The following is a 20,512-nucleotide window of genomic DNA, read 5'->3' on the forward strand; positions in this document are numbered from 1 at the left end:
GCAAAAGCTGTTGCTGGTCGCCCATCACCTGGTGGTCGATGGCGTGTCGTGGCGGGTGTTGCTCGAAGATCTGGCGCGGGCTTACGCGCAGATCGCTTCGGGCAGCGCGGTCGATCTCGGGCCGAAATCCAGCAGCTTCCAACGTTGGGCGAAGCATCTGCTTCATGCGGCGCAGGCACCTGAGCGTCAAAACGAAGTGGGCCAGTGGCTGAAACAGGTCGGCACCGCCGAGCCGGTCTGGCCGGTGGACCACCCTGAAGGCCGCGCCACGCAACAGGACCTTGTGCAGTGCGAACTGCTGCTGGACGCGGGTCTGACCCGTCGCTTGCTGCGCGAAGCCCCGGCGGCACTGGCAGCGCGCACCGATGAAATCCTGCTGGCGGTGCTCGCCGACGCGCTGAAGGGCTGGACTGGCCAGTCCGACACCCTCATTGCGCTGGAAGGCCATGGCCGAGAAGCCTTGGCCGATGGCCTGGACGTCGGGCGCACGGTGGGTTGGTTCACCAGTCTGTTCCCGCTGCGGGTGCGTGCTGCTGACGACATCCGCCAGACCCTCATTGGCGTGCGCGACAGCCTGCGGGGCTTGCCGGACAAAGGCGTCGGCTTCGGTCTGCTGCGCTATCTGGGCGACGATTCGGCGCGGCAGTCACTGGCCGCGCTGCCGGAACCCAAGGTGGTGTTCAACTACCTCGGCCAGTTCGATCAGGACCTGGGCGATGGCCGCTTCTCGCCGTCGAAGGTGTCGGCCGGCGCGCTGGTCGACCCGTCCACGCCGCTCAATCGCGAGCTGGAAATCAATGGTCAGGTGTTCGCCGGGCAACTGGGGCTGACCTTCCGTTTCAGCGGTCAGCGCTATCAGCGTCAGACCATTGAACGCCTGCAAACGGCCTATCGCGACGGGTTGGTGGCGTTGCTGGAGAGCCTGCCTTCATCAACACCTGCCGCGCCGCAAAGCGTGGTCGTCAGCCGCGACGGTGCGCCAAATCCGTTGATTCGTCTGAGCAGCGGCGCCAGCGACAAGCCTCCGGTGTTCTGTGTGCACCCGGTCAGCGGCACGGTGGTCGGCTACTACGCGCTGGCCCGGCGTTTGTCCGCGCAGTGGGACGTGTGGGGCATTCAGAACCGCCAGGTGCTGGACGGCCAGTGGCGCGACAGTTCCATCGAGCAAATGGCCCGCGACTACGTCAAGGCCCTGCTCGAACAGCAGCCGTCCGGCCCCTACCGGCTGATCGGCTGGTCCATGGGCGGGACGATGGTGCTGGAAATGGCGCGGCTGCTGACCCGACTCGGCAAGCGCGTCGAGTTCGTCGGCCTGATCGACGGTTACGTGCCGGGCGCCGGTCAGCCGCGTCCTGCCGTGCCGGAAACCCCGGTTCTCGACGCCGATGACGAGGGTCTGGAAGCCGACGCGCACTGGCAACAGCTGCTCGGCGTCGAGCGGCACATGCGCCAGTTGGCCAATCAATGCCGCCAGATCCACGCCCTCAGCGTGCCGGTCTACGCCTGGTGGGCCGAGCGCTCGCCGGAAAATAACGATAACGCACCGGCTCTTCTGGAGCAGGGCATGGGTGTTCGCTTGCAGGTTTCGGCCTGGATCGACGCCGACCACCTTTCGATCGTCCGTGATCAGCTGTTCATCACTCAACTTGCCGAGGCCCTCGCGCAGGTCAACGAACGCCCCCATTCCCACGATTTCCAGGAGCACGAACATGCATAGCCAACACAACGTGACGCCGATTGCCGCCCGCCACAGCGAGGCGCTGTCGAGCAGCCCGGACGCCGCCGTCGCCAACGCCGACTACCGCTTTGCGCCGACCCCGCGACTGGAGCGGCAGGCCGCCGTGGAATCCAATGCGCGCAGCTACCCGCGGCGCATCCCCTTGGAACTCAAGCGCGCCCAGGGCATTCACGTGCAGGACAGCGAAGGGCGCTGGTTCATCGATTGCCTGGCCGGCGCCGGCACCCTGGCGCTGGGGCACAACCACCCCGAGGTGATCCAGGCCATGCGCGCCACCCTCGACGGCCAGCGTCCGCTGCACACCCTGGACCTGATGACCGAAGCCAAGGACGATTTCATCAACGAGCTGTTCGCGTTGCTGCCGAAGGAATTCGCCAAGGACGCGCGCATTCAGTTCTGCGGCCCGGCCGGAACCGATGCGGTGGAAGCGGCGCTGAAACTAGTGCGCACCGCCACCGGCCGCAGCAACCTGATGGCCTACCACGGCGCCTATCACGGCATGACCCAAGGCGCGCTGGCGCTGATGGGCAATCTCGGGCCGAAGAGCTATCTGGACGGCATGGCCGGCGGCGCGCAGTTCCTGCCGTTTCCCTACGACTACCGTTGCCCGTTTGGCGTCGGTGGCGAGGCCGGCGAGCGCATCGGCCTGCACTACATCGAGAACCAGCTGACCGACCCGGAAAGCGGCGTGTTGCCGCCGGCCGGGATGATTCTGGAAACCCTGCAGGGGGAGGGCGGCGTGGTGCCGACCTCGGCGAACTGGCTGCGGGAAATCCGCCGCATCACCCGCGACGCCGGCGTGCCGCTGATTCTCGACGAAATCCAGTGTGGCGTCGGCCGCACCGGCAAGCCGTTTGCCTTCGAACACGCGGGCATCGTGCCGGACGTGCTGGTGCTGTCCAAAGCCATCGGCGGCAGCCAGCCCATGGCGGTGGTGGTCTACAACAAGTCCCTGGACGTGTGGAAACCGGGCTCCCACGCCGGCACTTTCCGGGGCAATCAACTGGCGATGGTGGCCGGTTCGACAACGCTGCGCATCGTCCGCGAACAGCAACTGGACCTGCACGCCGCCGCCATGGGCGAGCGTCTGATCGGCCACCTGCACTCGCTGCAGAAGGACTATCCGCAGATGGGCGATGTGCGCGGCATGGGCTTGATGCTCGGGGTGGAAATGGTCGATCTCGATGGCCGCCCCGACGCCCTCGGCCACTTCCCCCACAGCGGCGCGCTGGCCTCGGCCATCCAGCGTGAATGTTTGCAGCGGGGGCTGATCATCGAAGTGGGCGGGCGGCACTCGTCGGTCATCCGCTTCCTGCCGCCGCTGATTGTCACCGCCGCGCAGATAGACCAGATCGCCGACATCTTTGCCGCCGCCGTTTCAGCGGCCGTCAAACAGCGTTAAACCCTTGTTGTAACAGCGTTGAAACAGGGCGTAGGACCAGCGATGGCCCTTCGCCCTTTTTTTATGATAAGAATGGTAATGAGAAACGTTCTTTGTTACATTTTCACGCTTTTTTGACATTGGTGGTCAATTTTGGGGCTTTGCCCCGTGTGTTTTTAAAGGGAGGGGGAGTTCGGATGGCGAGCAATAACAAGGGTCAATTCAAGGTCAATGCCTTGGCAGCGCTGGTCGCAACGGTCGCCTGTCATGGCGCGGCATGGGCGGCGGATGCCCCGGCCAAGGCCGAGCAGGGCGCCACTATCGAACTGCAGAATTCGGTGGTCAGCGGTGAAGCGCCTGAAGGGCAGGAAACCGTCGGCTATCAAGTTAAAAACAGCACGGCCGGCACCAAGACCAGCACACCGCTGTCGGAAACCCCGCGCTCGGTGTCAGTGGTGACACGCCAGCGCATTCAGGATCAGGGCTCGCAAAGCCTGACCGACATTCTCGGTTATGTCCCCGGCATCTTCGCCCCACCCTTTGCCGTCGGCGACGGCCTCGCGGGCGACCTGTTCTCCATTCGCGGCTACAACGCCACCGACTACGGTTACGGCTTGCTCAAGGACGGGCTGCGTCTGCAAGGGAACCGCTACGACACCACCACTGAACCCTATGGCCTGGAACGCACCGAAGTGTTCCGCGGCCCGAGCTCGATCCTCTACGGCGAAAACGCGCCGGGCGGGCTGGTCAACCTGGTCAGCAAACGCCCGACCGAAACCGCCCAGGGCGAAGCCAAATTCACCTACGGCAGCAATAACCGCCGGCAACTGTCCCTCGACGTCTCCGGCCCGCTGACCGACGACAACCGCATCCTCGGCCGCGTGGTCATGCTCGGTCGCAACGCCGACACCCAGGTCGATTCGGTACCGGACGACCGCATTTACATCGCGCCGTCGATGACCTTCAACTTCGACGAAGACACCGCGCTGACCCTGCTGTCGTCCTACCAGCGCGACCGCACCAAGCTGCTGCTCGGCTACCCCGCTGCGGGCACCTTGCTGAACAACGTCAACGGCAAGATCGGCAAGGACCAGTTCAACGGCAACCCGAACTGGGACGACTTCGAGCGCGAAACCTGGACCCTGGGTTACGAGTTCAAGCACCAGCTCAACGACACCTGGCAGTTCCGCCAGAACTCGCGCTTCATGGAATCGCGTCTGGACCGTCACGAGACCTGGCCGAACAACCTGAACAACGCCGGTTTCGGCAGCACCCTGACCAGCACCGCGTACGATCGCGACAACAAGTCCATCACCTACTCGCTGGACAACCAGTTCGAAGGCCACTTCACCTCAGGCGCGCTGGACAACACCGTGCTTCTGGGCGCGAGCTACGACCGCACCTCGTACAACCAGGACTGGGCGGCCGGCAACGGCGGTACCTACAACGCCTTTAATCCGGTGTTCCCGTCGGCCAAGCCGCGCATGCTCGCGACGGTTCAGAACTCGCAGCTGGATCAGCAGATGTACGGCGTTTACGGCCAGTTGCAGAGCAAGTACGACAACTGGATCTACCTGTTGGGCGGGCGTCAGGACTTCGTCAACAGCCAGTATCGCAACCGCGCCGGCACCATCAGTGGCGTATCGGACCTTGACGGCTGGGACCATCGTTTCAGCTGGCAGACGGGTTTGATGTACCAGTTCGAGAACGGCATTTCGCCGTACGTGAGTTACTCGACGGCGTTCACGCCGGTGCAGCAGTCGTCGCAACCGAACGGCGAGTTGCTTGATCCGATTCTCAGCGAGCAGTATGAGATGGGTCTGAAGTACGAGCCGGCTGGCTGGAACACGACGTTCAGCGCGGCGGTGTTTGACCTGACCAAGACCCATGACGTGATTGCCGGTTCCAACGGGTTCAGCCGTCAGATCGGCAAGAGCGAGTCCAAGGGCGTGGAGCTTGAGGTCAACAGCGATGTGACGAAGAACCTGAGCCTGACGGCGTCGTACACCTACACCGATGCGCGGGTGACGAAGGACAGTCCGGGTTCGTTGTACGAGGATCATCAGTTGACCGGCATACCGCGTAATCAGGCGAGTACGTGGGCGACGTATCGCTTCCTCGACGGTCCGATGAGCGGTTTCCGTGTGGGTGGCGGGGTGCGTTATTTCGACAATACGTTCGCGTATACCGCGCCGACGCTGTACGGGAAGTTGAAGACGGGTGATGTGACGCTGGTGGATGCGTTGGTGGGGTATGACATCGATAAGCATTGGTCGGTGGATGTGAATGCGAAGAATCTGTTCGACAAGGAGTATGTGAGCGGCTGCAATAACGCGGGTCGGTGTTATTGGGGCGAAGAGCGGACCGTGCTCGGGACCGTTGCGTTTCGCTGGTAATCCGTTAGGGGACCGATTTATTTACAGCGCTTCATCGTAAATTAATCTGTCCCCGAGGTGCGCGGTGCGGCTTATTGCGCCAGGATCAAAAGCGTCTGCCTAGGGGCAGACGTTTCGCCTTCGGCGAGTTACTTGGAAAAGCACCCCAAGTAACCAAGGGTGCTTGCTCCTGGTTGGGCCCTTCCTTCGTCAGGGTTCCTTCACTCCGGTCCCGCTCCGTGGGCCCGCGCCGAACGGACATCCATGTCCTGACGGCGCTCTCGCCGCATCCATGCGGCTCGGCCCACTCCGCGAGACCTCCATTCAGCCTGCACCCAAGTCGCGATGGGTGTCGTCTGGACTTCCTTCGTATGAAGATCAAAATCAACGGCAACGGCAACGGCAACGGCAACGGCAACGGCAACGGCTTCCCGGCTAAAGCCGGTCCTACAGGCGCGCGCGGTCTGATCAGTGGGACCGGCTTCAGCCGGGAAGAGGCCAGCCCAAGCGCCAGCAATTTTTGCTGATCGCACCCCATCCTGTGGGAGCGAGCTTGCTCGCGAATGCTGTTGCTGTTGCTGTGCTCTTGATCTTCGTACACAAAAAGCCCAGTCACCGCCAATCGCGACTTGGGTGCAGGCTGAACGCAGGTCTCGCTCCGTGGGCCGAGCGGCATGGATGCCGCGAGAGCCGCCCCCCGCCATGGATGGCGGATGGCGGCGGGCCCAGGGAGCGTGACCGGAGTGAAGGAACCCCGAGGAACGAGGGGCCCAGCCAGGAGCAAGCACCCTTGGTTACTTGGGGTGCTTTTCCAAGTAACTCGCCGAAGGCGAAACTCGAGGCCTTTAGGCCGACGCCCTTGATCCGCTTTTACATTTTTCACCAAAAAAGACTAACCACTTCGCCCCCTCGTTCGTCTTTCAGGTAAGGCGCGCTTACCTGCGCCGTTCCAACACCACGAGGGATTACACATGAGCTTCGACAGCGAAAACACACAGTTCCGGGTCGTCATCAACCACGAAGAGCAGTACTCCATCTGGCCCGACTACAAAGCCATCCCGGACGGCTGGAAAAGCGTCGGCGTCGAAGGCGACAAACAGACCTGCCTCAACCACATCGAAAGCGTCTGGACCGACATGCGCCCCCTCAGCCTGCGCAAGGCCATGGCCTGAACCCACCCCCTTCAGCCTCAGGAGCGTAACGCCCATGAACATGCGCATGCTCACCCCCGAACGCCTGCGCCTTGAAGCCGGCTTCCCCCTGCGCGTCCAGCCCGGCCAGACCGGTGTCTCCCTGGCCGCCGAATTCGAGGCCCTGCGCAGCGTCGTCGACCACTCGCTTGAGCGCGACGGCGCCATCCTTTTCAGCGGCTTCTCCAGCGAAGGCGTCGAAGGCTTCCAGCAGTTCGCCGCCTCCTTCGGCCACCCGCTGCTCAACTACGAATTCGGCTCGACCCCGCGCAGTCAGGTGGATGGCAAAGGCGTCTACACCTCCACCGAATACCCGGCGCACCGCTCGATCCCGCTGCACAACGAACAGGCCTACACCACCGAATGGCCCATGCGCATCTTTTTCTACTGCGCCAAAGCCGCCGTCAGCGGCGGCGAGACGCCGATTGCCGACAGTCGCCGGGTGTTCCAGCGCATCAGTCCGGCCCTGCGCAAACGCTTTGAAGAAAAGCGCCTGATGTACGTGCGCAACTACGGCAACGGCCTGGACCTGACTTGGCAACAGGTTTTCAACACCGAGCGCCACAGCGACGTCGAAGACTACTGTCGCCCCCGTGGCATCCAGTGCGACTGGAACGAGGACGGCGACCTGCGCACCCGACAGTTGGTGCAAGGCGTCGCCCAGCATCCGCGCACCAAGGATTGGGTCTGGTTCAATCAGGCGCACCTGTTTCACCTGTCGAACCTCGACGAGGAGATGCAGGAAATCCTCCTCGACACCGTTGGCGAAGAAGGCCTGCCGCGCAACGTCTACTACGGCGACGGCAGCCCGCTGGAGGCCGATGCGCTGGCGGAAATTCGCGGCGTGCTGAGCGAATGCGAAGTGGTCTTCCCGTGGCAGACCGGCGACGTGCTGATGCTCGACAACATGCTCACGGCGCATTCGCGCAAGCCGTTCAGCGGCGAACGAAAAGTCGTGGTCGCCATGGCCGAAGGCGTCAGCGGCAACACCCTGCACACCCTTTCCTGAGTCCGATATTCATGCAGAAAACCAAGCTTGTTTACGTCTGGTCGTTGCGTAACGCCGCGGCGGACAAGGCCGGTCAATACGTCGATTACCACGGCGAGCAGCGCTACATGACCTCGCCGCTGGAGTACCTGGTCAAGGCGCTCAACGACACCGCCCTCGGCGACCATTACTCCCTGGAAGCGATCATTTACGACGAAAACCCCGAGTCCGCACGGGACCGCGAGAGCATCAAGGACTACGGTTTCAAGCCGGGGCAGGGCGCTCACTGGTTCTACCCGGCGGGCCTGACGGTGCAGGGGCGCAAGGTCGATGACCTGCTGGAAAACGTGCCGTCGAGCTACCGCACCTTGCCCCTGGGCGACAGCGCACGGCCGGCCGGCAAATCGGATTTCGAGCGACGTCTGGGCGAGCGGCTGCACGCACTGCAAGCCGATGTCGTGGTGCTCGACGGGCTGCTGGTGATCCTCGATGAACTGGTGCGCGAAGGGGCTGATTTCCATCGGCGCATCTTCAACGTGCACCCGGGCATCACGCGTCTGGAATCGCCTTACGAGCGGCGCGGCGCCTACGCCACCCTCGACGCGCTGTACGGCGCCCGGGGCAAGAAAGTGGTCGACTGGACCACGCGGGAGATGGTCGACACGCCGGTGGTGAACATGACCGGCGCGTCGTTTCATTACGTCGACACCGGCATCGATTCCGGTGAGGTGGTGTTCGACGTGCTCGACACCCCCATCGCGCCGGACGACACCATCCTCGAACTGCGCTGGAACAACTTCAACAACAGCCTGTTTCCCGCGCTGGAGCAGGGGTTGTGGGTGCTGGCGCGGCAGCGGTCTCATTGATCGCATCCCTATGAACAGGTGGCCAGCACAGCGAATCGGGCCATGATTCCTGCGCTGGCGCCGCTGTTCATCGCCGATTTCGAGCATTACCGCGACGCGCTCGTGCTGCCGGACGATCCCCGCGTCGGCGTGCCTATGCGCACCTTTCTCACCGGCGACTACCTCAACGATGTCCTCACGCGATTCGCCAGCGCCTACCCCGACAGCGACCCTCGCGGGCTGGCGTCGATCTGGAGCAAGTATTACTTCATCAAACTGATTCCGCCGGTGGTCGCGGCGTCGTTGATCCTCGACCAGCAATTGCCGCTGCACCTCGATCAAGTACAACTGATCCTCAACGACGATGGCCTGCCTGCCGCGTTCAAGCTGCCTCACTCGGGACAGCGCTGGACGCCAACCCCGGCCGATGCTTTCGAGCGTTTCGATGACTTGCTGGAGCAGCACCTCAGACCGTTCATTGATGCCCTCGCGCGGTATGTTCGACTTTCGCCAAAAGTGCTGTGGAGCAACGCCGGCAACTATTTCGAGTGGCTGTTGGGTGTGCTCGCAAATGCCATGCCCCATGCGGATGTGAGTCACGGTCACCACCTGCTCAACGCCCGACATCTCCCCGACGGACGCCGCAATCCGCTCTACCAGCCCGTGCGCTACATCAAGGTCGAAGGGCAAGACGAACTGAAGCGCCAACGCCGGGTGTGCTGCATCCGTTACCGTGTAAACGGCCTCGACTACTGCGCCAACTGCCCGCTGTCCTGACTGCCCGCCTACAAACTGTGGGACCGGCTTCAGCCGGGAAGGCGTCACTCGCCACGCCGCAAAAGCGAGATCACGCCTCGCGCCCACGCAACCCGCTGCGCCCATAAAACGCCACCACCACAAAGCACCCCAGCGGCAGCAGGTACGCCAGCGCGGTGGAAAAGTGATCCGCCACCAGTCCCATGAAATACGGCATCAGCGCGCCGCCGACGATGGCCATGATCAGGAACGAGCTGCCGCGTTTGGTGTGGGGGCCGAGGTTTTTCACGCCCATGGCGAAGATGGTCGGGAACATGATCGACATGAAGAAGAACACCGCCACCAGCGCCACCACCGACACGCTTTCCACGCCGCTGACCACCACTGCGCACAGCACAACGTTGATCCACGCGTAGACCATCAGCAGCCGCTGCGCCGGGATGCGCCCCATCAGCCAGGTGCTGAAGAAACGTCCGCACATGAAGCAGATCATCGCCACCGACAGCAGGTACGCGGCGCTCTGGCTGGTCATGCTCGCCCAGTGTTCGGTCACGTAATTGATGAAGAACGCGCCCACGCCCACCTGCGCCGCCACGTAGAAAAACTGCGTGACCACGCCGCCGACGAATTCCCGGTGCTGCCAGAGGGTCTTGTTGTCGTGGCGCTGGATGCTCGATTCCTGCTCGCGCAGATCCGGCATCGGCGTGCGGGCGAACAGCGCCGCCACCAGTAGAACGATCACCGCGATGACCACGTAGGTGGTTTGCAGCGAGCTGTTGTCACTGCTGGCGTTGCTGCCGCCGAAGAACAGCGCGCCACCCAACAGCGGTCCGACGAACTGGCCGAGGCCGTTGAACGACTGCGCCAGGTTGAGCCGACGTTCTGCGCCTTGTGGGTCGCCCAGAACAGTGGCGTAAGGATTGGCCGCCGTCTCCAGACAACCCAGCCCCAGGGCGATGACGAACAGCGCAAACAGGAAGAACGGGAAGCTCGCCGCATTGGCCGCCGGCATGAACAGCAGCGCGCCGGCGGCGTACAGGCACAGGCCCAGCAGAATCCCGGCCTTGTAGCCGAAGCGGTCCATCAGAAAGCCGGCGGGCAGGGCGATGATGAAATACGCGCCGAAGTAGGCGGCCTGCAGCAGCCCGGACTGGGCCTTGCTGACGTGCAGCGTTTCCTGAAAATGCTTGTTCAGCACATCGAGCAGCCCGTACGACAGGCCCCAGAGGAAAAACAGGCTGGTCACCAGCATCAACGCCACCCGCACCGACGGCGCAGCGCGTTGGTACACCGGGGTCTGGACTTTGCTGTGTTTGGTCAACATAACGCTCTCCTTTTTTGTTGTTGTTCAAGCGTGAAGCGTGACAAAGCGGATGTTCGGTTGTGCAGGGTTCGACGCCTTGCACTCGTACCTGTGGGAGTGAGCTTGCTCACGAAGACGGCGTTTCAGGCGCTAAAGATGTAGGGGGTGTTTCGGCCCCTTCGCGAGCAAGCTCGCTCCCACAATTGAAGCGCTTCAAGGCGGCTGATCCGACAGGCTAAAAATCTGCGCCATGGGCTGCCATTTATTCCCCGGCTCGGTCCACGGCGTCGGTCTCTGAAACCGCCACATCAACGCCTCCCATTCATGCACCTTGGGGTTGGCCGCCGACGCCTGATCCATCGCGTCGGCGCTGAAGCCCGGGGCGGTATCCATGACCATGAACAGCCGCGTACCCAGTCGCCAGATCTGCATGTCCAGCACGCCCTGACTGCGCAGGTGTTCGGCAATTTCCGGCCAGATGCGCCGGTGCAGTTGTTCATACTCGGCGATCAACGCCTCGTCATCGGCCATGTCCAGGGCCAGACAAAAACGCTGCGCGCTCATGTCAGTGCCCGATCCAGATGCGTATAGCCGCCGTCCACCACCAGCCACTGTCCGGTGGTGTGGGACGCTCGCGGGGACAGCAGAAACAGCACGCTGTCGGCAATCTCCGTCGGCGTGGTCATGCGCTGGCCGAGGGGGATTTTCTCGACGATCTTCGCCAGCTTCGCGTCAGGGTCGTCGAAGCTGGAAATCCAGCGCTCGTACAGCGGCGTCATCACTTCAGCCGGAATCACCGCGTTCACCCTCACGCCATCGCTCAGCAAAGACGCCGCCCATTCCCGGGTCAGCGACAGTTGCGCGCCTTTCGAGGCGGTGTAGCCGCTGGTGCCGCCCTGGCCGGTGAGTGCAGTCTTCGAACCGATGTTGACGATGGCACCCTTGCTGGCTTTCAGCGCGTCGACGCACAGATGGGCCATGACGTAGTAGTGAATGAGGTTCTTCTCCAGCGACTCGATGAACGCGCTGCGACCGGCCTCCAGCCCGACGTTGTCGTTGACCCCGGCGTTGTTGACCAGCCCGTCGATGCGGCCAAAGCGCTCCAGCACCTTGCTCACCGCCGCCGCACATTCGGCCTCGTCGCGCAGCTCGACCTGGACGAACAGGGTCTGCGGCTGGCGACTGTCCAGCTCGGCGGCCCATTCAGCAGGCAACGGCTGATTGGCGAAGATCACCGGGATCGCGCCTTCTTCGGCCAGCCCCAGTGAGATCGCGGCGCCAATCCCCGAGCCGCCGCCGGTGACGATGATGACCTTGTCTTGCAGGTGCAGATTCATGGGCAGTTTCCTAGCAGGCCATACAGGCGAATGGCGGTGCCGCCGCGCAGCGCGTTTTGCTCATCGACGGAGAGCGAGCTGATGGCGGTTTCGAACAACTGGTGGACGTCGCTGTAATTGCCCGCCACCAGACAGACCGGCCAGTCGGAGCCGAACATCAGTCGTTGCGGCCCGAACAATTCCAGCGCCAGATAGAAATACGGCAGCAGTTCCACCGGTCGCCAGCGTTGCCAGTCGGCTTCGGTAATCAGCCCCGACAGTTTGCAGGCCACGTGGGGCAGGGCGGCCAGCGGGGCAAGGCGATCGGCCCAGGCGATGGGGTCTTCCAGGGACAGATCCGGTTTGCCGAGGTGATCAAGGATCAGGTGATGCCGGTCGTGGCGTTGGCAGAAGTCGGTGGCGGCGTGCAGGTCTTTGTCTTTTATCAGCACGTCGTAAGTCAGCCCGAGGGTTTGCAGCTGCCGCATACCCCGGGCGAAGGCCGGGTCCTGGAGGAACAGCGACGGCGCCGGTTCGTCCTGGATCAGGTGACGCAGGCCGACCAGTTTTTCCGCGTCCGCCCAGCGTGCCAATTGCTCGTCGACACCATCCGCCCGCAGGTCCGCCCAGCCGACGACGCCGAAGATCCACGGATGCTCGGCCGCATGGGTCAGAAGTGCGTCCGTCTCGTCGACACTGTGCCGCGCCTGCACCGCGACGCAGCCATCGATGCCATGCCGATCGAGCAGAGGTTTTAAATCGCCCGGCAGAAAATCCCGTTGCAACGCAGCATGGCGCTGGTCAATCCACGGGTAATCCCTGGCGTCATAAGTCCAGAAATGCTGATGGGCATCCACCCGCAAGGGCGGTGCCGGAACGCTTGAGTGTCGGGACGACATTGTTGTTGTACTCCGTCCGTTTCATGGCCTCACGCAATTACTGTAGGAGTGAGCTTTCTCGCAAAGGCTTAGGTACAAACGACACACCTGCATCGGGTGTCCCGGCCATTTCGTCCGGTTGCCGCACAGACCAAGCGCGCTCCTACAAGGGTTCGGCAGTGTGCTCAGCCCTTGTATGCGTACCGCGCCCGCGAGGCGGCTTTCATCTGAATCGAAAACCCCGGGGCGGCCGGCGGCAAATACGCCGCATCACGAATCACACAAGGGTCTTCAAAGTGCTCATGCAGGTGATCAACGTATTCCACCACCCGACCCTCATGGGTGCCGGCGATGCACAGGAAGTCGATCATCGACAGGTGCTGCACGTACTCGCACAACCCGACGCCGCCGGCATGGGGGCAGACCGGCAGCCGGTATTTGGCGGCCATGAGCATCACCGCCAGCACCTCGTTGACCCCGCCGAGGCGGCAGGCGTCGATCTGCACCACGTCGATGGCGCCACGCATGATCAGTTGCTTGAAGACGATGCGGTTCTGGCACATCTCGCCCGTCGCCACCTTCACCGGGTGCACGCCAAGACGAATCGTGCGATGGCCTTCGACGTCGTCCGGGCTGGTCGGTTCTTCAATGAACCACGGTTTGGCGAACGCCAGCTCGCGGACCCAGTCGATGGCCTCGCCGACCTCCCAGACCTGATTGGCGTCGATCATCAGATGACGATCCGGCCCCAGCACTTCCCGGGCGATGCGCACCCGGCGGATGTCGTCCTGCAGGTCGCGGCCAACCTTGAGTTTGATGTGGGAAAAACCGCCGTCGACCGCTTCCTGACACAGCCGGCGTAGCTTGTCGTCAGGGTAGCCGAGCCAGCCCGCCGAGGTGGTGTAGCAGGGGTAACCGTCGGCAAGCAGCGTCCGCAACCGTTGTGCTTTGCCCTCGGCGCGCTCGGTCAGCAGGGTCAGGGCTTCGTCCGGGGTGAGGCAGTCGGTGATGTAGCGAAAATCGATGCAGCGCACCAGTTGCGCCGGGGTCATTTCCGCGACCAGTTGCCACACCGGCTTGCCCTCGGACTTGGCCCACAAATCCCACGTCGCATTGACCACGGCGCCAGTCGCCAGGTGAATCGCGCCCTTGTCAGGGCCGATCCAGCGCAACTGGCTGTCGCTGGTGACGTGACGCCAGAAACGGCCCATGTCTTCGGCGATCCATTCCAGCTTCAGCCCGACCATCACGCCCGCCAGCGCCTTGATCGCGGCGCAACAGACCTCGTTGCCGCGGCCGATGGTGAAGGTCAGGCCGTGGCCCTGCAGGGTGGGGTGATCGGTTTCGAGAATGACGTAGGCCGCCGAGTAGTCGGGGTCCGGGTTCATCGCGTCCGAGCCGTCGAGGAATTGCGACGTGGGGAAACGAATGTCTTCAACGCGCAAGGCGGTGATGGTGGTCATGGCGGGTCCCTTTGGCATTGTTATGGGCAGCGCGGTTTGCTTGGGAATTCGGTTAAAACTTTTCAGCTTGGCACCACAGTGATCTCAGTCCGGCGAAACCCTGTGATCTCAGGCACCACATGATCTCAACTGGATGGAGATATTGTGGGAGTGAGCTTGCTCACGAAGGCGGCATCTCTACCCACAGAAATTCGGTGGATGTACTGGCCTCTTCGCGAGCAAGCTCGCTCCCACAGCGACGGTGTTTGCTGCTTCACGCGTCGACTGTCAGTTGCTGCTGTTCACCCAGCCCTTCAATACCCAAACGCATGGTCTGGCCGGCGCGCAGGAAGACTGGCTCCGGCTTGATGCCCAGGCCCACGCCTGGCGGTGTGCCGGTGGAAATCACGTCGCCCGGTTGCAGGCTCATGAACTGGCTCAGGTAGCTCACCAGCCTGGGGATCTGGAAAATCATCGTGCGCGTGTTGCCGTTCTGGTAGCGCTTGCCGTCGACTTCCAGCCACAGGTTGAGCTGATGGGGATCGGCGATTTCATCGCGGGTCACCAGCCACGGACCGATCGGGCCGAAAGTGTCGCAGCCCTTGCCCTTGTCCCAGGTGCCGCCGCGCTCGATCTGAAATTCACGCTCGGAGACGTCGTTGATCACGCAATAGCCCGCCACGTGCTCCAGCGCATCGGCTTCGTCGATGTAGCGACCGCCCTTGCCAATCACCACGCCCAGTTCGACTTCCCAGTCGGTCTTCTTCGAGTTGCGCGGGATTTCCACGTTGTCGTTGGGGCCGACGATGGCGCTGGTCCACTTGTTGAAAATGATCGGCTCTTTCGGAATGTCGGCACCGGTTTCTGCGGCGTGGTCTGCGTAGTTCAGGCCGATGCAGATGAACTTGCCGATCTTGCCCACGCACGGGCCGAGGCGCGGATTGCCCTCAACCAGCGGCAGGCTGTTGACGTCCTGGGACTGCAAATGGGCAATGCTTTCCGGGCTCAGGGCGGTGCCCGACAGGTCGCCGATGAGATCGGTCAGATCGCGAATGCGGCCGTTGCTGTCCAGCAGGCCAGGGCGTTCTTGACCGGGTTCGCCGTAACGCAGCAATTTCATGGGGTGTCCTCTAATGATGATTGATCAGAATTCGGTGTGGGTATTGGTGAAGGTCGTGAACAGGCTCAGTTGCTCCAGCCGCCATCGATGATCTGCGCCGTGCCGGTGGTAAAGCCGCTGGCCGACGAGCCGAGGTACAGCGCCAGTTGGGCGATTTCCTCGGGGGTGCCCAGGCGTCCCATGGGCTGGCGCGCTTCGAACGCGGCGTACACCTCGGCCTCTTCGCGGCCCTCGCGCGCCGCCTGATCGGCCACCCGCTGACGCAGGGAAGGGGATTCCACGGTGCCGGGGCAAATGCAGTTGCAGCGGATGTTCTGCCCGACGAAGTCGGCGGCGACCGAACGGGTGATGCCGATCACGGCGGCCTTGCTGGCGCAGTAGGCGAAGCGGTTGGGCACGCCCTTGATGGCCGAGGCCACCGACGACATATTGATGATCGAGCCGCCACCGTTGGCCAGCATGGCCGGCAGGAACGCGCGGATCATCTTGTACATGGCGGTGACGTTGAGGTCGAAGGCGAAGCGCCAGTCGTCGTCGGAGCATTCGAGGATGTTGCCGCTGTGCACCACGCCCGCGCAGTTGAACAGCACGTCCAGCGCGCCCACTTCGGTGGCGAGCCGTTCGATGGCGGCGTGATCGGTGACATCGAGCACGCGTTTGTGCACGCCCTGCAGGTGATCCAGCGCTGCGCCGTTGATGTCCACGGCGAAGACTTCCGCGCCGGCCTTCAGATAAGCCTCGACGCTGGCTTGACCGATGCCCTGGGCGGCGGCCGTGATGAGCACTCGCTTACCGGTGAGGTCCATGTTGATCCCTTGTTTTTATTGTTGAAACGACCTGACTGGCCATGCTGCCGTCGAGGTCTGCTGATCGAACCGGGCAGCGCGTCATGAGATTTGAAGCACGCCGAACCCCGACGGGTTTTGCTATGCTCCGCTCACTGCAGCGCTCCAATGGTCAGGCCATTGGTCCTGTTTTTAGCACTAGTCATGGACTGCAACAAGGTCATTTTTCGATCCAGTGCGCTGTAAAATTCCGAGCCGATTCCCTATGCCAATCCAAGTAATTGATAACCAGAGACTTTATCGCCAGATCGCCGATCAGCTCCGCGCGCTGATCGACAGCGGCGAATTTCCACCGGGCAGCCGCCTGCCGGCCGAACGTGAATTGGCCAAGATGCTGGGGGTGAGCAGGGCGTCGGTGCGCGAGGCGATGATTGCCCTTGAGGTGATCGGGCTGGTGGATGTGCGCGTGGGCAATGGCGTGCTGGTCTGTGAGCCGCCCGTGCAGAAGCTGTCCGATGAACCGGTAATGACCCAGGTCACCCGCGATCAGTGGAAAGACGTCGACCCCGAGCTGGGCATCGAGGTGGATTTCAGCGCGGAGATTCCGCCGTTTGCCTTGCTCCAGGCGCGGCGGTTGATTGAACCGGAAGCGGCGGCGCTGGCAGCTCAAAACGCCAGCGATGAAGAACTTGAAGCCATCCGCGAGGCCTTCGAACGCAACGCCCGCGACAACCGCGAGCATTCCCACACCCACCCGGGCGATCGGCTGTTTCACATTCGCATCGCCCAGGCCTCCGGCAACCCGGCCTATGGGCTGATGATCAAACACCTGCTCGGGCATCAGTACGGCAGCATGTTCCAGCGTTTGCAGGCGCACTACACCTCCGACGACATGCCGTTCCGCTCCGAACACGAACACCGCCTGATCCTCGACGCCCTGCAAAATCGAGATGCAGACGCTGCGAGGCAGGCGATGGCGGGGCATCTGGATGAAGTCATCCGCATCTTTAGCCGGGGCGGGGTGTAGCTCGTAAAGCGGGAACACAGCAGATGTCGCTGTTAACGGAGAACTTGTGGGAGCGAGCTTGCTCGCGAATGCTGGCTTCCAGCCGATAAAGATGCAGTGGCTGGACCGGCGCTTTCGTGAGCAAGCTCACTCCCACAGGTCCTCTGTATGACTCGAAATCTCAAGTCAGCCGCGGTCTCGTGGGAGCGAGCTTGCTCGCGAATGCTGGCTTCCAGCCGATAAAGATGCAGTGGCTGGACCTGCGCTTTCGTGAGCAAGCTCACTCCCACAGGTCCTCGGCATGGCTCGAAATCTCAAGTCAGCCGCGGCCTCTTCGTGAGCAAGCTCACTCCCACAGGTCCTCGGCATGGCTCGAAATCTCAAGTCAGCCGCGGTCTCGTGGGAGCGAGCTTGCTCGCGAAGACTTAATGTCTGACACCAGAGAAATTGGCTGAATGCCCCGGCCTCTTCGTGAGCAAGCTCACTCCCACAGGTCCTCGGCATGGCCCACCTTTCCATGACGTCTCACCCATCCGTCGAACGCGACACCTCTTCCCATTCCGCAAACTCGGCTTCCAGCTGCGCCAGCTTTTCCCGCACCAGCTTCAACGCATCGCTGCCCAGCAGCAGATGCGCCGGGGGGTTGGGGCTATCAATCAGCTTGAGCATCGCATCGGCTGCCTTGACCGGATCGCCTGGCTGCTTGCCGCTGCGTTCTTCGCGGGCCTTGCGGATCGGGTCGAAGCTGGCGTCGTAGTCGGTAATCTGCCGCGCAGTACGCTGCATCGAACGGCCGGCCCAATCCGTGCGGAACGAACCCGGTGCCACCGCGGTGACGAACACATTGAACGGCTTCAGCTCCTTGCCCAGGGATTCAGAAATGCCTTCCAGGGCGAATTTGCTGCCGTGGTAGTAGGAAATCCCCGGCATCGTGATGAAGCCGCCCATGGAGGTGACGTTGAGGATGTGCCCGCTGCGGCGCTGACGGAACAGCGGCACGAAAGCCTTGATGATCGCCACTGCGCCGAACACGTTGACGTCGAACTGCCGACGCAAATCTTCCAGCGGTGACTCTTCCAGAATGCCTTCGTGGCCATAGCCGGCGTTGTTCACCAGCACGTCGATGGGCCCGAACGCGTTGTCGGCTTCGGTCACCACGCGGTCGATGGCGTCGAAGTCGGTGACGTCCAGCAACACGCCGTGGGCGCGACCGGGTGCCTGGGCTTCAAATGCCTGCACGGCGTCTTCATTGCGCAGCGTGCCGATCACGGTATGACCCGCCGCCAGCGCCCGTTGCGCCAATGCCTGGCCGAAACCGCTGCTGACACCGGTGATAAACAGGGTTTTGCTCATTGTGCGTTTCCTCATGAGGCCTAAGCCGTTGATGGCAGGCCCCCATGGTAGGAACCCTGCGCGCCAAACCGATGACCCAGTCCTGCGCGATGATTGCCTGATCCTGCCCCGGCTTGGCGCTGCCATGGGAAGAATGCCGGTCCTGTAGGCGTGAGCTTGCTCGCGATCACGGTGTGTCAGTCAACTCACCTGCAACTGACACGCCGCAATCGCGAGCAAGCTCACTCCTACAAGATCGTGGGCGTATCAAACTCGCGGATTGGCCGTGTTCTTGGTCACCAACCGCAAGCCGCTCGCCACACTGCCCACCGCCGCAAAGCCCGCGCCGATGCTCAACGCCAGCACCGGGCCGTGGGTATTGGAAATCCCGAAGCTCAGTGCGACCAACGCCGCGCCCGTGGCCTGACCGATCAAACGTGCCGTCGCAATCGTGCCGCTGGCGCCGCTGGAGCGTTCCTTTGGCGCGCTGGTCATCAGGGCTTTCTGATTCGGCGCCTGAAAGAAACCGAAGCCGATGCCGCACAGAATCATCCGCGCAATGATCGACATCACGCTGGCGTCGGCGGGCATGGTCGCCAGGGACATCATTCCCAGGCAGAGCATCGCCAAGCCGATCCCGCCCAGCAGCCCCGGCGCATAACGGTCCGACAAGCGCCCGGCGAACGGCGCGATCATCGCCACCACCACCGACCACGGCGTCATCAGAAACCCGGTCTGGATCGGGTCGCGGCCCAGGGTGCTTTCAAAAAAGAACGGCAGCGAGACGAAGGCCAGCCCTTGGGTGGCGAACGAATAGAAGGCCGTCAGCGCCGACAACGCAAACAGCGGCCGCTTGAGCAAATCCAGGGGAAACATCGGGGCAGGGTGACCGACCTCGCGTTTTAGCATCAGCGCGCCGCCCACCAGAAAGATCGTAAGGGCGATGAGCACGCTGGCCATGGAACCCAGTTGCGCCGCCTGACTCAGGGCAAAGATCAGCGCGCCGAAGGTGATGACATTGAGCACGGCCGTCATGCGGTCGAAGGTCAGGCTGCCGAGGCGTGTGGCGGGCAGCGAATTCCAGGCGAATACCAGGGCGAACAGGCCGATGGGCAGGTTGATCGCGAACAGCCACGGCCAACTCGCTACCGACAACACCAGCGAGGCCACGGTCGGGCCGATGGAAAACGAGGTGCCGACCACCAAAGCGTTCATGCCCAGCCCGCGCCCGAGCCGTTCGTGGGGGAAAATCGAGCCGATCAGCGCGGCATTGACGCTCATGATCGCGCTGGCGCCGATGCCCTGCAGCACGCGGGCGATGGTCAGCGTGGGCAATGACCAGGAAAGCGCACACAGCGCCGACGACACCACGAACAGAATCAGCCCGCCCAGATAGACCTTGCGATGACCGAGCACACCGCCCAGCGCCGCGAACGGCAACAGCGTGGCGACGGCAGCGAGCTGGTAGGCGTTGATGATCCACACCGACGCGGCCGGCGAGGCGTTCAGATCAGCCGCGATGGCGGGAAGGGCGGTGTTGGCGATGGCGGTGTCGAGGGTGGCGAGGGCGATGGACATCAGAATCGCCGCCATGCCGCGAAACTCGCGGGGTGTAAGTTTATTACCGACGCGCGGGGCATCCTGAGTGGCGGGCTGGACCATTATCGACAACGCTCCGGGGGATGAACTTCAGGCGGGTCTGCAGTCGCAGACGAAAGCGTGATGGTGCCGTTTTGTTAGGGTGCTACGCAATTAAAGATACGCGGGATAAGCGGATGGCGGCGTACCAAGGTGCGGAGCTGAGGCTTCGCAGCCACTGAAGATCCTGTAGGAGCGAGCTTGCTCGCGAAGACTCAGGCCCAGCCGCTAGAAATTCAGCGGCTGTACCGTCCCCTTCGTGAGCAAGCTCACTCCCACAAGGTCCGGGGCGCAACCAAATCCTGTTAGCCGACATTGAAATCGTGTGGGAGTGAGCCTGCTCGCGAAGACTTAGGCCCAGCCGCCACAAATTCAGCGGCTGTACCGTCCTCCTCCTGAGCAAGCTCACTCCCACCAGT

Annotated in this window: 18 protein-coding genes (1 of these 18 running past the window's edge); 9 read left to right on the top strand and 9 right to left on the bottom strand. The window is 62.7% G+C overall.

What is annotated here, in order from left to right; genetic code table 11:
- The 8 genes from ACYASU_RS09870 to fhuF all read left to right on the top strand — a co-directional run.
- Positions 1 to 1,717, top strand: partial view of a non-ribosomal peptide synthase/polyketide synthase gene (locus tag ACYASU_RS09870; protein WP_463582677.1) — the 3' end only. It extends 14,465 nt beyond the left edge of the window; only the last 1,717 of its 16,182 coding nucleotides appear in the window; the start codon falls outside the window, past its left edge; it ends in the stop codon at positions 1,715 to 1,717.
- Entirely contained in the window at positions 1,710 to 3,140 is a 1,431-nt protein-coding gene (locus ACYASU_RS09875) for a diaminobutyrate--2-oxoglutarate transaminase (protein WP_463582678.1), read from the top strand. The genes ACYASU_RS09870 and ACYASU_RS09875 overlap by 8 nt, the downstream gene beginning before the upstream one ends.
- 176 nt (positions 3,141 to 3,316) lie before the next feature.
- Positions 3,317 to 5,515 (top strand): TonB-dependent siderophore receptor, encoded by a 2,199-nt coding sequence (locus tag ACYASU_RS09880; RefSeq protein WP_463582679.1) that lies wholly within the window; start codon positions 3,317 to 3,319, stop codon positions 5,513 to 5,515.
- Positions 5,516 to 5,865: 350 nt separating this feature from the next.
- A complete protein-coding gene (locus ACYASU_RS09885; RefSeq protein WP_463582680.1) occupies positions 5,866 to 6,021 on the top strand; it encodes a hypothetical protein in 156 nt (51 codons plus the stop codon).
- Positions 6,022 to 6,465: 444 nt separating this feature from the next.
- The gene (locus tag ACYASU_RS09890; protein ID WP_065986085.1) at positions 6,466 to 6,666 is read left to right on the top strand and encodes an MbtH family protein; all 201 of its coding nucleotides are present in this window, start codon (positions 6,466 to 6,468) and stop codon (positions 6,664 to 6,666) included.
- Positions 6,667 to 6,700: 34 nt separating this feature from the next.
- The gene (locus ACYASU_RS09895) at positions 6,701 to 7,693 is read left to right on the top strand and encodes a TauD/TfdA family dioxygenase (protein WP_463582681.1); all 993 of its coding nucleotides are present in this window, start codon (positions 6,701 to 6,703) and stop codon (positions 7,691 to 7,693) included.
- 11 nt (positions 7,694 to 7,704) lie between these two features.
- Positions 7,705 to 8,538, top strand: coding sequence for a formyltransferase family protein (locus tag ACYASU_RS09900; RefSeq protein WP_463582682.1), 834 nt, complete (start codon positions 7,705 to 7,707; stop codon positions 8,536 to 8,538).
- Positions 8,539 to 8,580: 42 nt separating this feature from the next.
- The gene (fhuF, locus tag ACYASU_RS09905; RefSeq protein ID WP_463582683.1) at positions 8,581 to 9,294 is read left to right on the top strand and encodes a siderophore-iron reductase FhuF; all 714 of its coding nucleotides are present in this window, start codon (positions 8,581 to 8,583) and stop codon (positions 9,292 to 9,294) included.
- 70 nt (positions 9,295 to 9,364) lie between these two features.
- On the opposite strand, the gene ACYASU_RS09910 is transcribed toward fhuF, so the two are convergent.
- From ACYASU_RS09910 to ACYASU_RS09940, 7 genes are all read right to left on the bottom strand, one after another.
- On the bottom strand, positions 9,365 to 10,597 hold the full coding sequence (locus tag ACYASU_RS09910) for a sugar MFS transporter (RefSeq protein ID WP_463582684.1): 1,233 nt from the start codon (positions 10,595 to 10,597) through the stop codon (positions 9,365 to 9,367).
- 192 nt (positions 10,598 to 10,789) lie between these two features.
- Entirely contained in the window at positions 10,790 to 11,140 is a 351-nt protein-coding gene (locus tag ACYASU_RS09915) for an L-rhamnose mutarotase (protein ID WP_463582685.1), read from the bottom strand.
- Positions 11,137 to 11,913 (bottom strand): L-fucose dehydrogenase, encoded by a 777-nt coding sequence (locus ACYASU_RS09920; RefSeq protein WP_463582686.1) that lies wholly within the window; start codon positions 11,911 to 11,913, stop codon positions 11,137 to 11,139. The genes ACYASU_RS09915 and ACYASU_RS09920 overlap by 4 nt, the downstream gene beginning before the upstream one ends.
- A complete protein-coding gene (locus ACYASU_RS09925; protein WP_463582687.1) occupies positions 11,910 to 12,791 on the bottom strand; it encodes an amidohydrolase family protein in 882 nt (293 codons plus the stop codon). Before ACYASU_RS09925 ends, ACYASU_RS09920 begins: the two co-directional genes overlap by 4 nt.
- A 164-nt stretch (positions 12,792 to 12,955) precedes the next feature.
- Positions 12,956 to 14,233: an L-fuconate dehydratase gene (locus ACYASU_RS09930; protein WP_463582688.1), complete on the bottom strand. Its 1,278-nt coding sequence runs from the start codon at positions 14,231 to 14,233 to the stop codon at positions 12,956 to 12,958.
- Positions 14,234 to 14,486: 253 nt separating this feature from the next.
- On the bottom strand, positions 14,487 to 15,332 hold the full coding sequence (locus tag ACYASU_RS09935; protein WP_463582689.1) for a fumarylacetoacetate hydrolase family protein: 846 nt from the start codon (positions 15,330 to 15,332) through the stop codon (positions 14,487 to 14,489).
- 65 nt (positions 15,333 to 15,397) lie between these two features.
- The gene (locus ACYASU_RS09940) at positions 15,398 to 16,138 is read right to left on the bottom strand and encodes an SDR family oxidoreductase (protein ID WP_463582690.1); all 741 of its coding nucleotides are present in this window, start codon (positions 16,136 to 16,138) and stop codon (positions 15,398 to 15,400) included.
- A gap of 244 nt (positions 16,139 to 16,382) precedes the next feature.
- Between ACYASU_RS09940 and ACYASU_RS09945 the strand changes: the two genes are divergently transcribed.
- Positions 16,383 to 17,144, top strand: a complete 762-nt coding sequence (locus ACYASU_RS09945; RefSeq protein ID WP_282373675.1) for a FadR/GntR family transcriptional regulator — start codon at positions 16,383 to 16,385, stop codon at positions 17,142 to 17,144.
- 504 nt (positions 17,145 to 17,648) lie between these two features.
- On the opposite strand, the gene ACYASU_RS09950 is transcribed toward ACYASU_RS09945, so the two are convergent.
- Both ACYASU_RS09950 and ACYASU_RS09955 read right to left on the bottom strand, forming a co-directional pair.
- Positions 17,649 to 18,476: an oxidoreductase gene (locus ACYASU_RS09950; RefSeq protein WP_463582691.1), complete on the bottom strand. Its 828-nt coding sequence runs from the start codon at positions 18,474 to 18,476 to the stop codon at positions 17,649 to 17,651.
- 246 nt (positions 18,477 to 18,722) lie between these two features.
- Complete coding sequence (locus ACYASU_RS09955; RefSeq protein ID WP_463582700.1) at positions 18,723 to 20,048, bottom strand: MFS transporter; 1,326 nt, start codon at positions 20,046 to 20,048, stop codon at positions 18,723 to 18,725.
- Between the last annotated feature and the right edge of the window lie 464 nt (positions 20,049 to 20,512).

Source organism: Pseudomonas sp. HP_12 (assembly GCF_055283955.1).

Excerpts from the sequence above, each read along its gene's own strand:
- ACYASU_RS09875 (WP_463582678.1), top strand. The coding sequence starts at position 1,710 with ATGCATAGCCAACACAACGTGACGCCGATTGCCGCCCGCCACAGCGAG.
- ACYASU_RS09880 (WP_463582679.1), top strand. The coding sequence starts at position 3,317 with ATGGCGAGCAATAACAAGGGTCAATTCAAGGTCAATGCCTTGGCAGCG.
- ACYASU_RS09885 (WP_463582680.1), top strand. The coding sequence starts at position 5,866 with ATGAAGATCAAAATCAACGGCAACGGCAACGGCAACGGCAACGGCAAC.
- ACYASU_RS09890 (WP_065986085.1), top strand. The coding sequence starts at position 6,466 with ATGAGCTTCGACAGCGAAAACACACAGTTCCGGGTCGTCATCAACCAC.
- ACYASU_RS09895 (WP_463582681.1), top strand. The coding sequence starts at position 6,701 with ATGAACATGCGCATGCTCACCCCCGAACGCCTGCGCCTTGAAGCCGGC.
- ACYASU_RS09900 (WP_463582682.1), top strand. The coding sequence starts at position 7,705 with ATGCAGAAAACCAAGCTTGTTTACGTCTGGTCGTTGCGTAACGCCGCG.
- fhuF (WP_463582683.1), top strand. The coding sequence starts at position 8,581 with ATGATTCCTGCGCTGGCGCCGCTGTTCATCGCCGATTTCGAGCATTAC.
- ACYASU_RS09910 (WP_463582684.1), bottom strand. The coding sequence starts at position 10,597 with ATGTTGACCAAACACAGCAAAGTCCAGACCCCGGTGTACCAACGCGCT.
- ACYASU_RS09915 (WP_463582685.1), bottom strand. The coding sequence starts at position 11,140 with ATGAGCGCGCAGCGTTTTTGTCTGGCCCTGGACATGGCCGATGACGAG.
- ACYASU_RS09920 (WP_463582686.1), bottom strand. The coding sequence starts at position 11,913 with ATGAATCTGCACCTGCAAGACAAGGTCATCATCGTCACCGGCGGCGGC.
- ACYASU_RS09925 (WP_463582687.1), bottom strand. The coding sequence starts at position 12,791 with ATGTCGTCCCGACACTCAAGCGTTCCGGCACCGCCCTTGCGGGTGGAT.
- ACYASU_RS09930 (WP_463582688.1), bottom strand. The coding sequence starts at position 14,233 with ATGACCACCATCACCGCCTTGCGCGTTGAAGACATTCGTTTCCCCACG.
- ACYASU_RS09935 (WP_463582689.1), bottom strand. The coding sequence starts at position 15,332 with ATGAAATTGCTGCGTTACGGCGAACCCGGTCAAGAACGCCCTGGCCTG.
- ACYASU_RS09940 (WP_463582690.1), bottom strand. The coding sequence starts at position 16,138 with ATGGACCTCACCGGTAAGCGAGTGCTCATCACGGCCGCCGCCCAGGGC.
- ACYASU_RS09945 (WP_282373675.1), top strand. The coding sequence starts at position 16,383 with ATGCCAATCCAAGTAATTGATAACCAGAGACTTTATCGCCAGATCGCC.
- ACYASU_RS09950 (WP_463582691.1), bottom strand. The coding sequence starts at position 18,476 with ATGAGCAAAACCCTGTTTATCACCGGTGTCAGCAGCGGTTTCGGCCAG.
- ACYASU_RS09955 (WP_463582700.1), bottom strand. The coding sequence starts at position 20,048 with ATGGCGGCGATTCTGATGTCCATCGCCCTCGCCACCCTCGACACCGCC.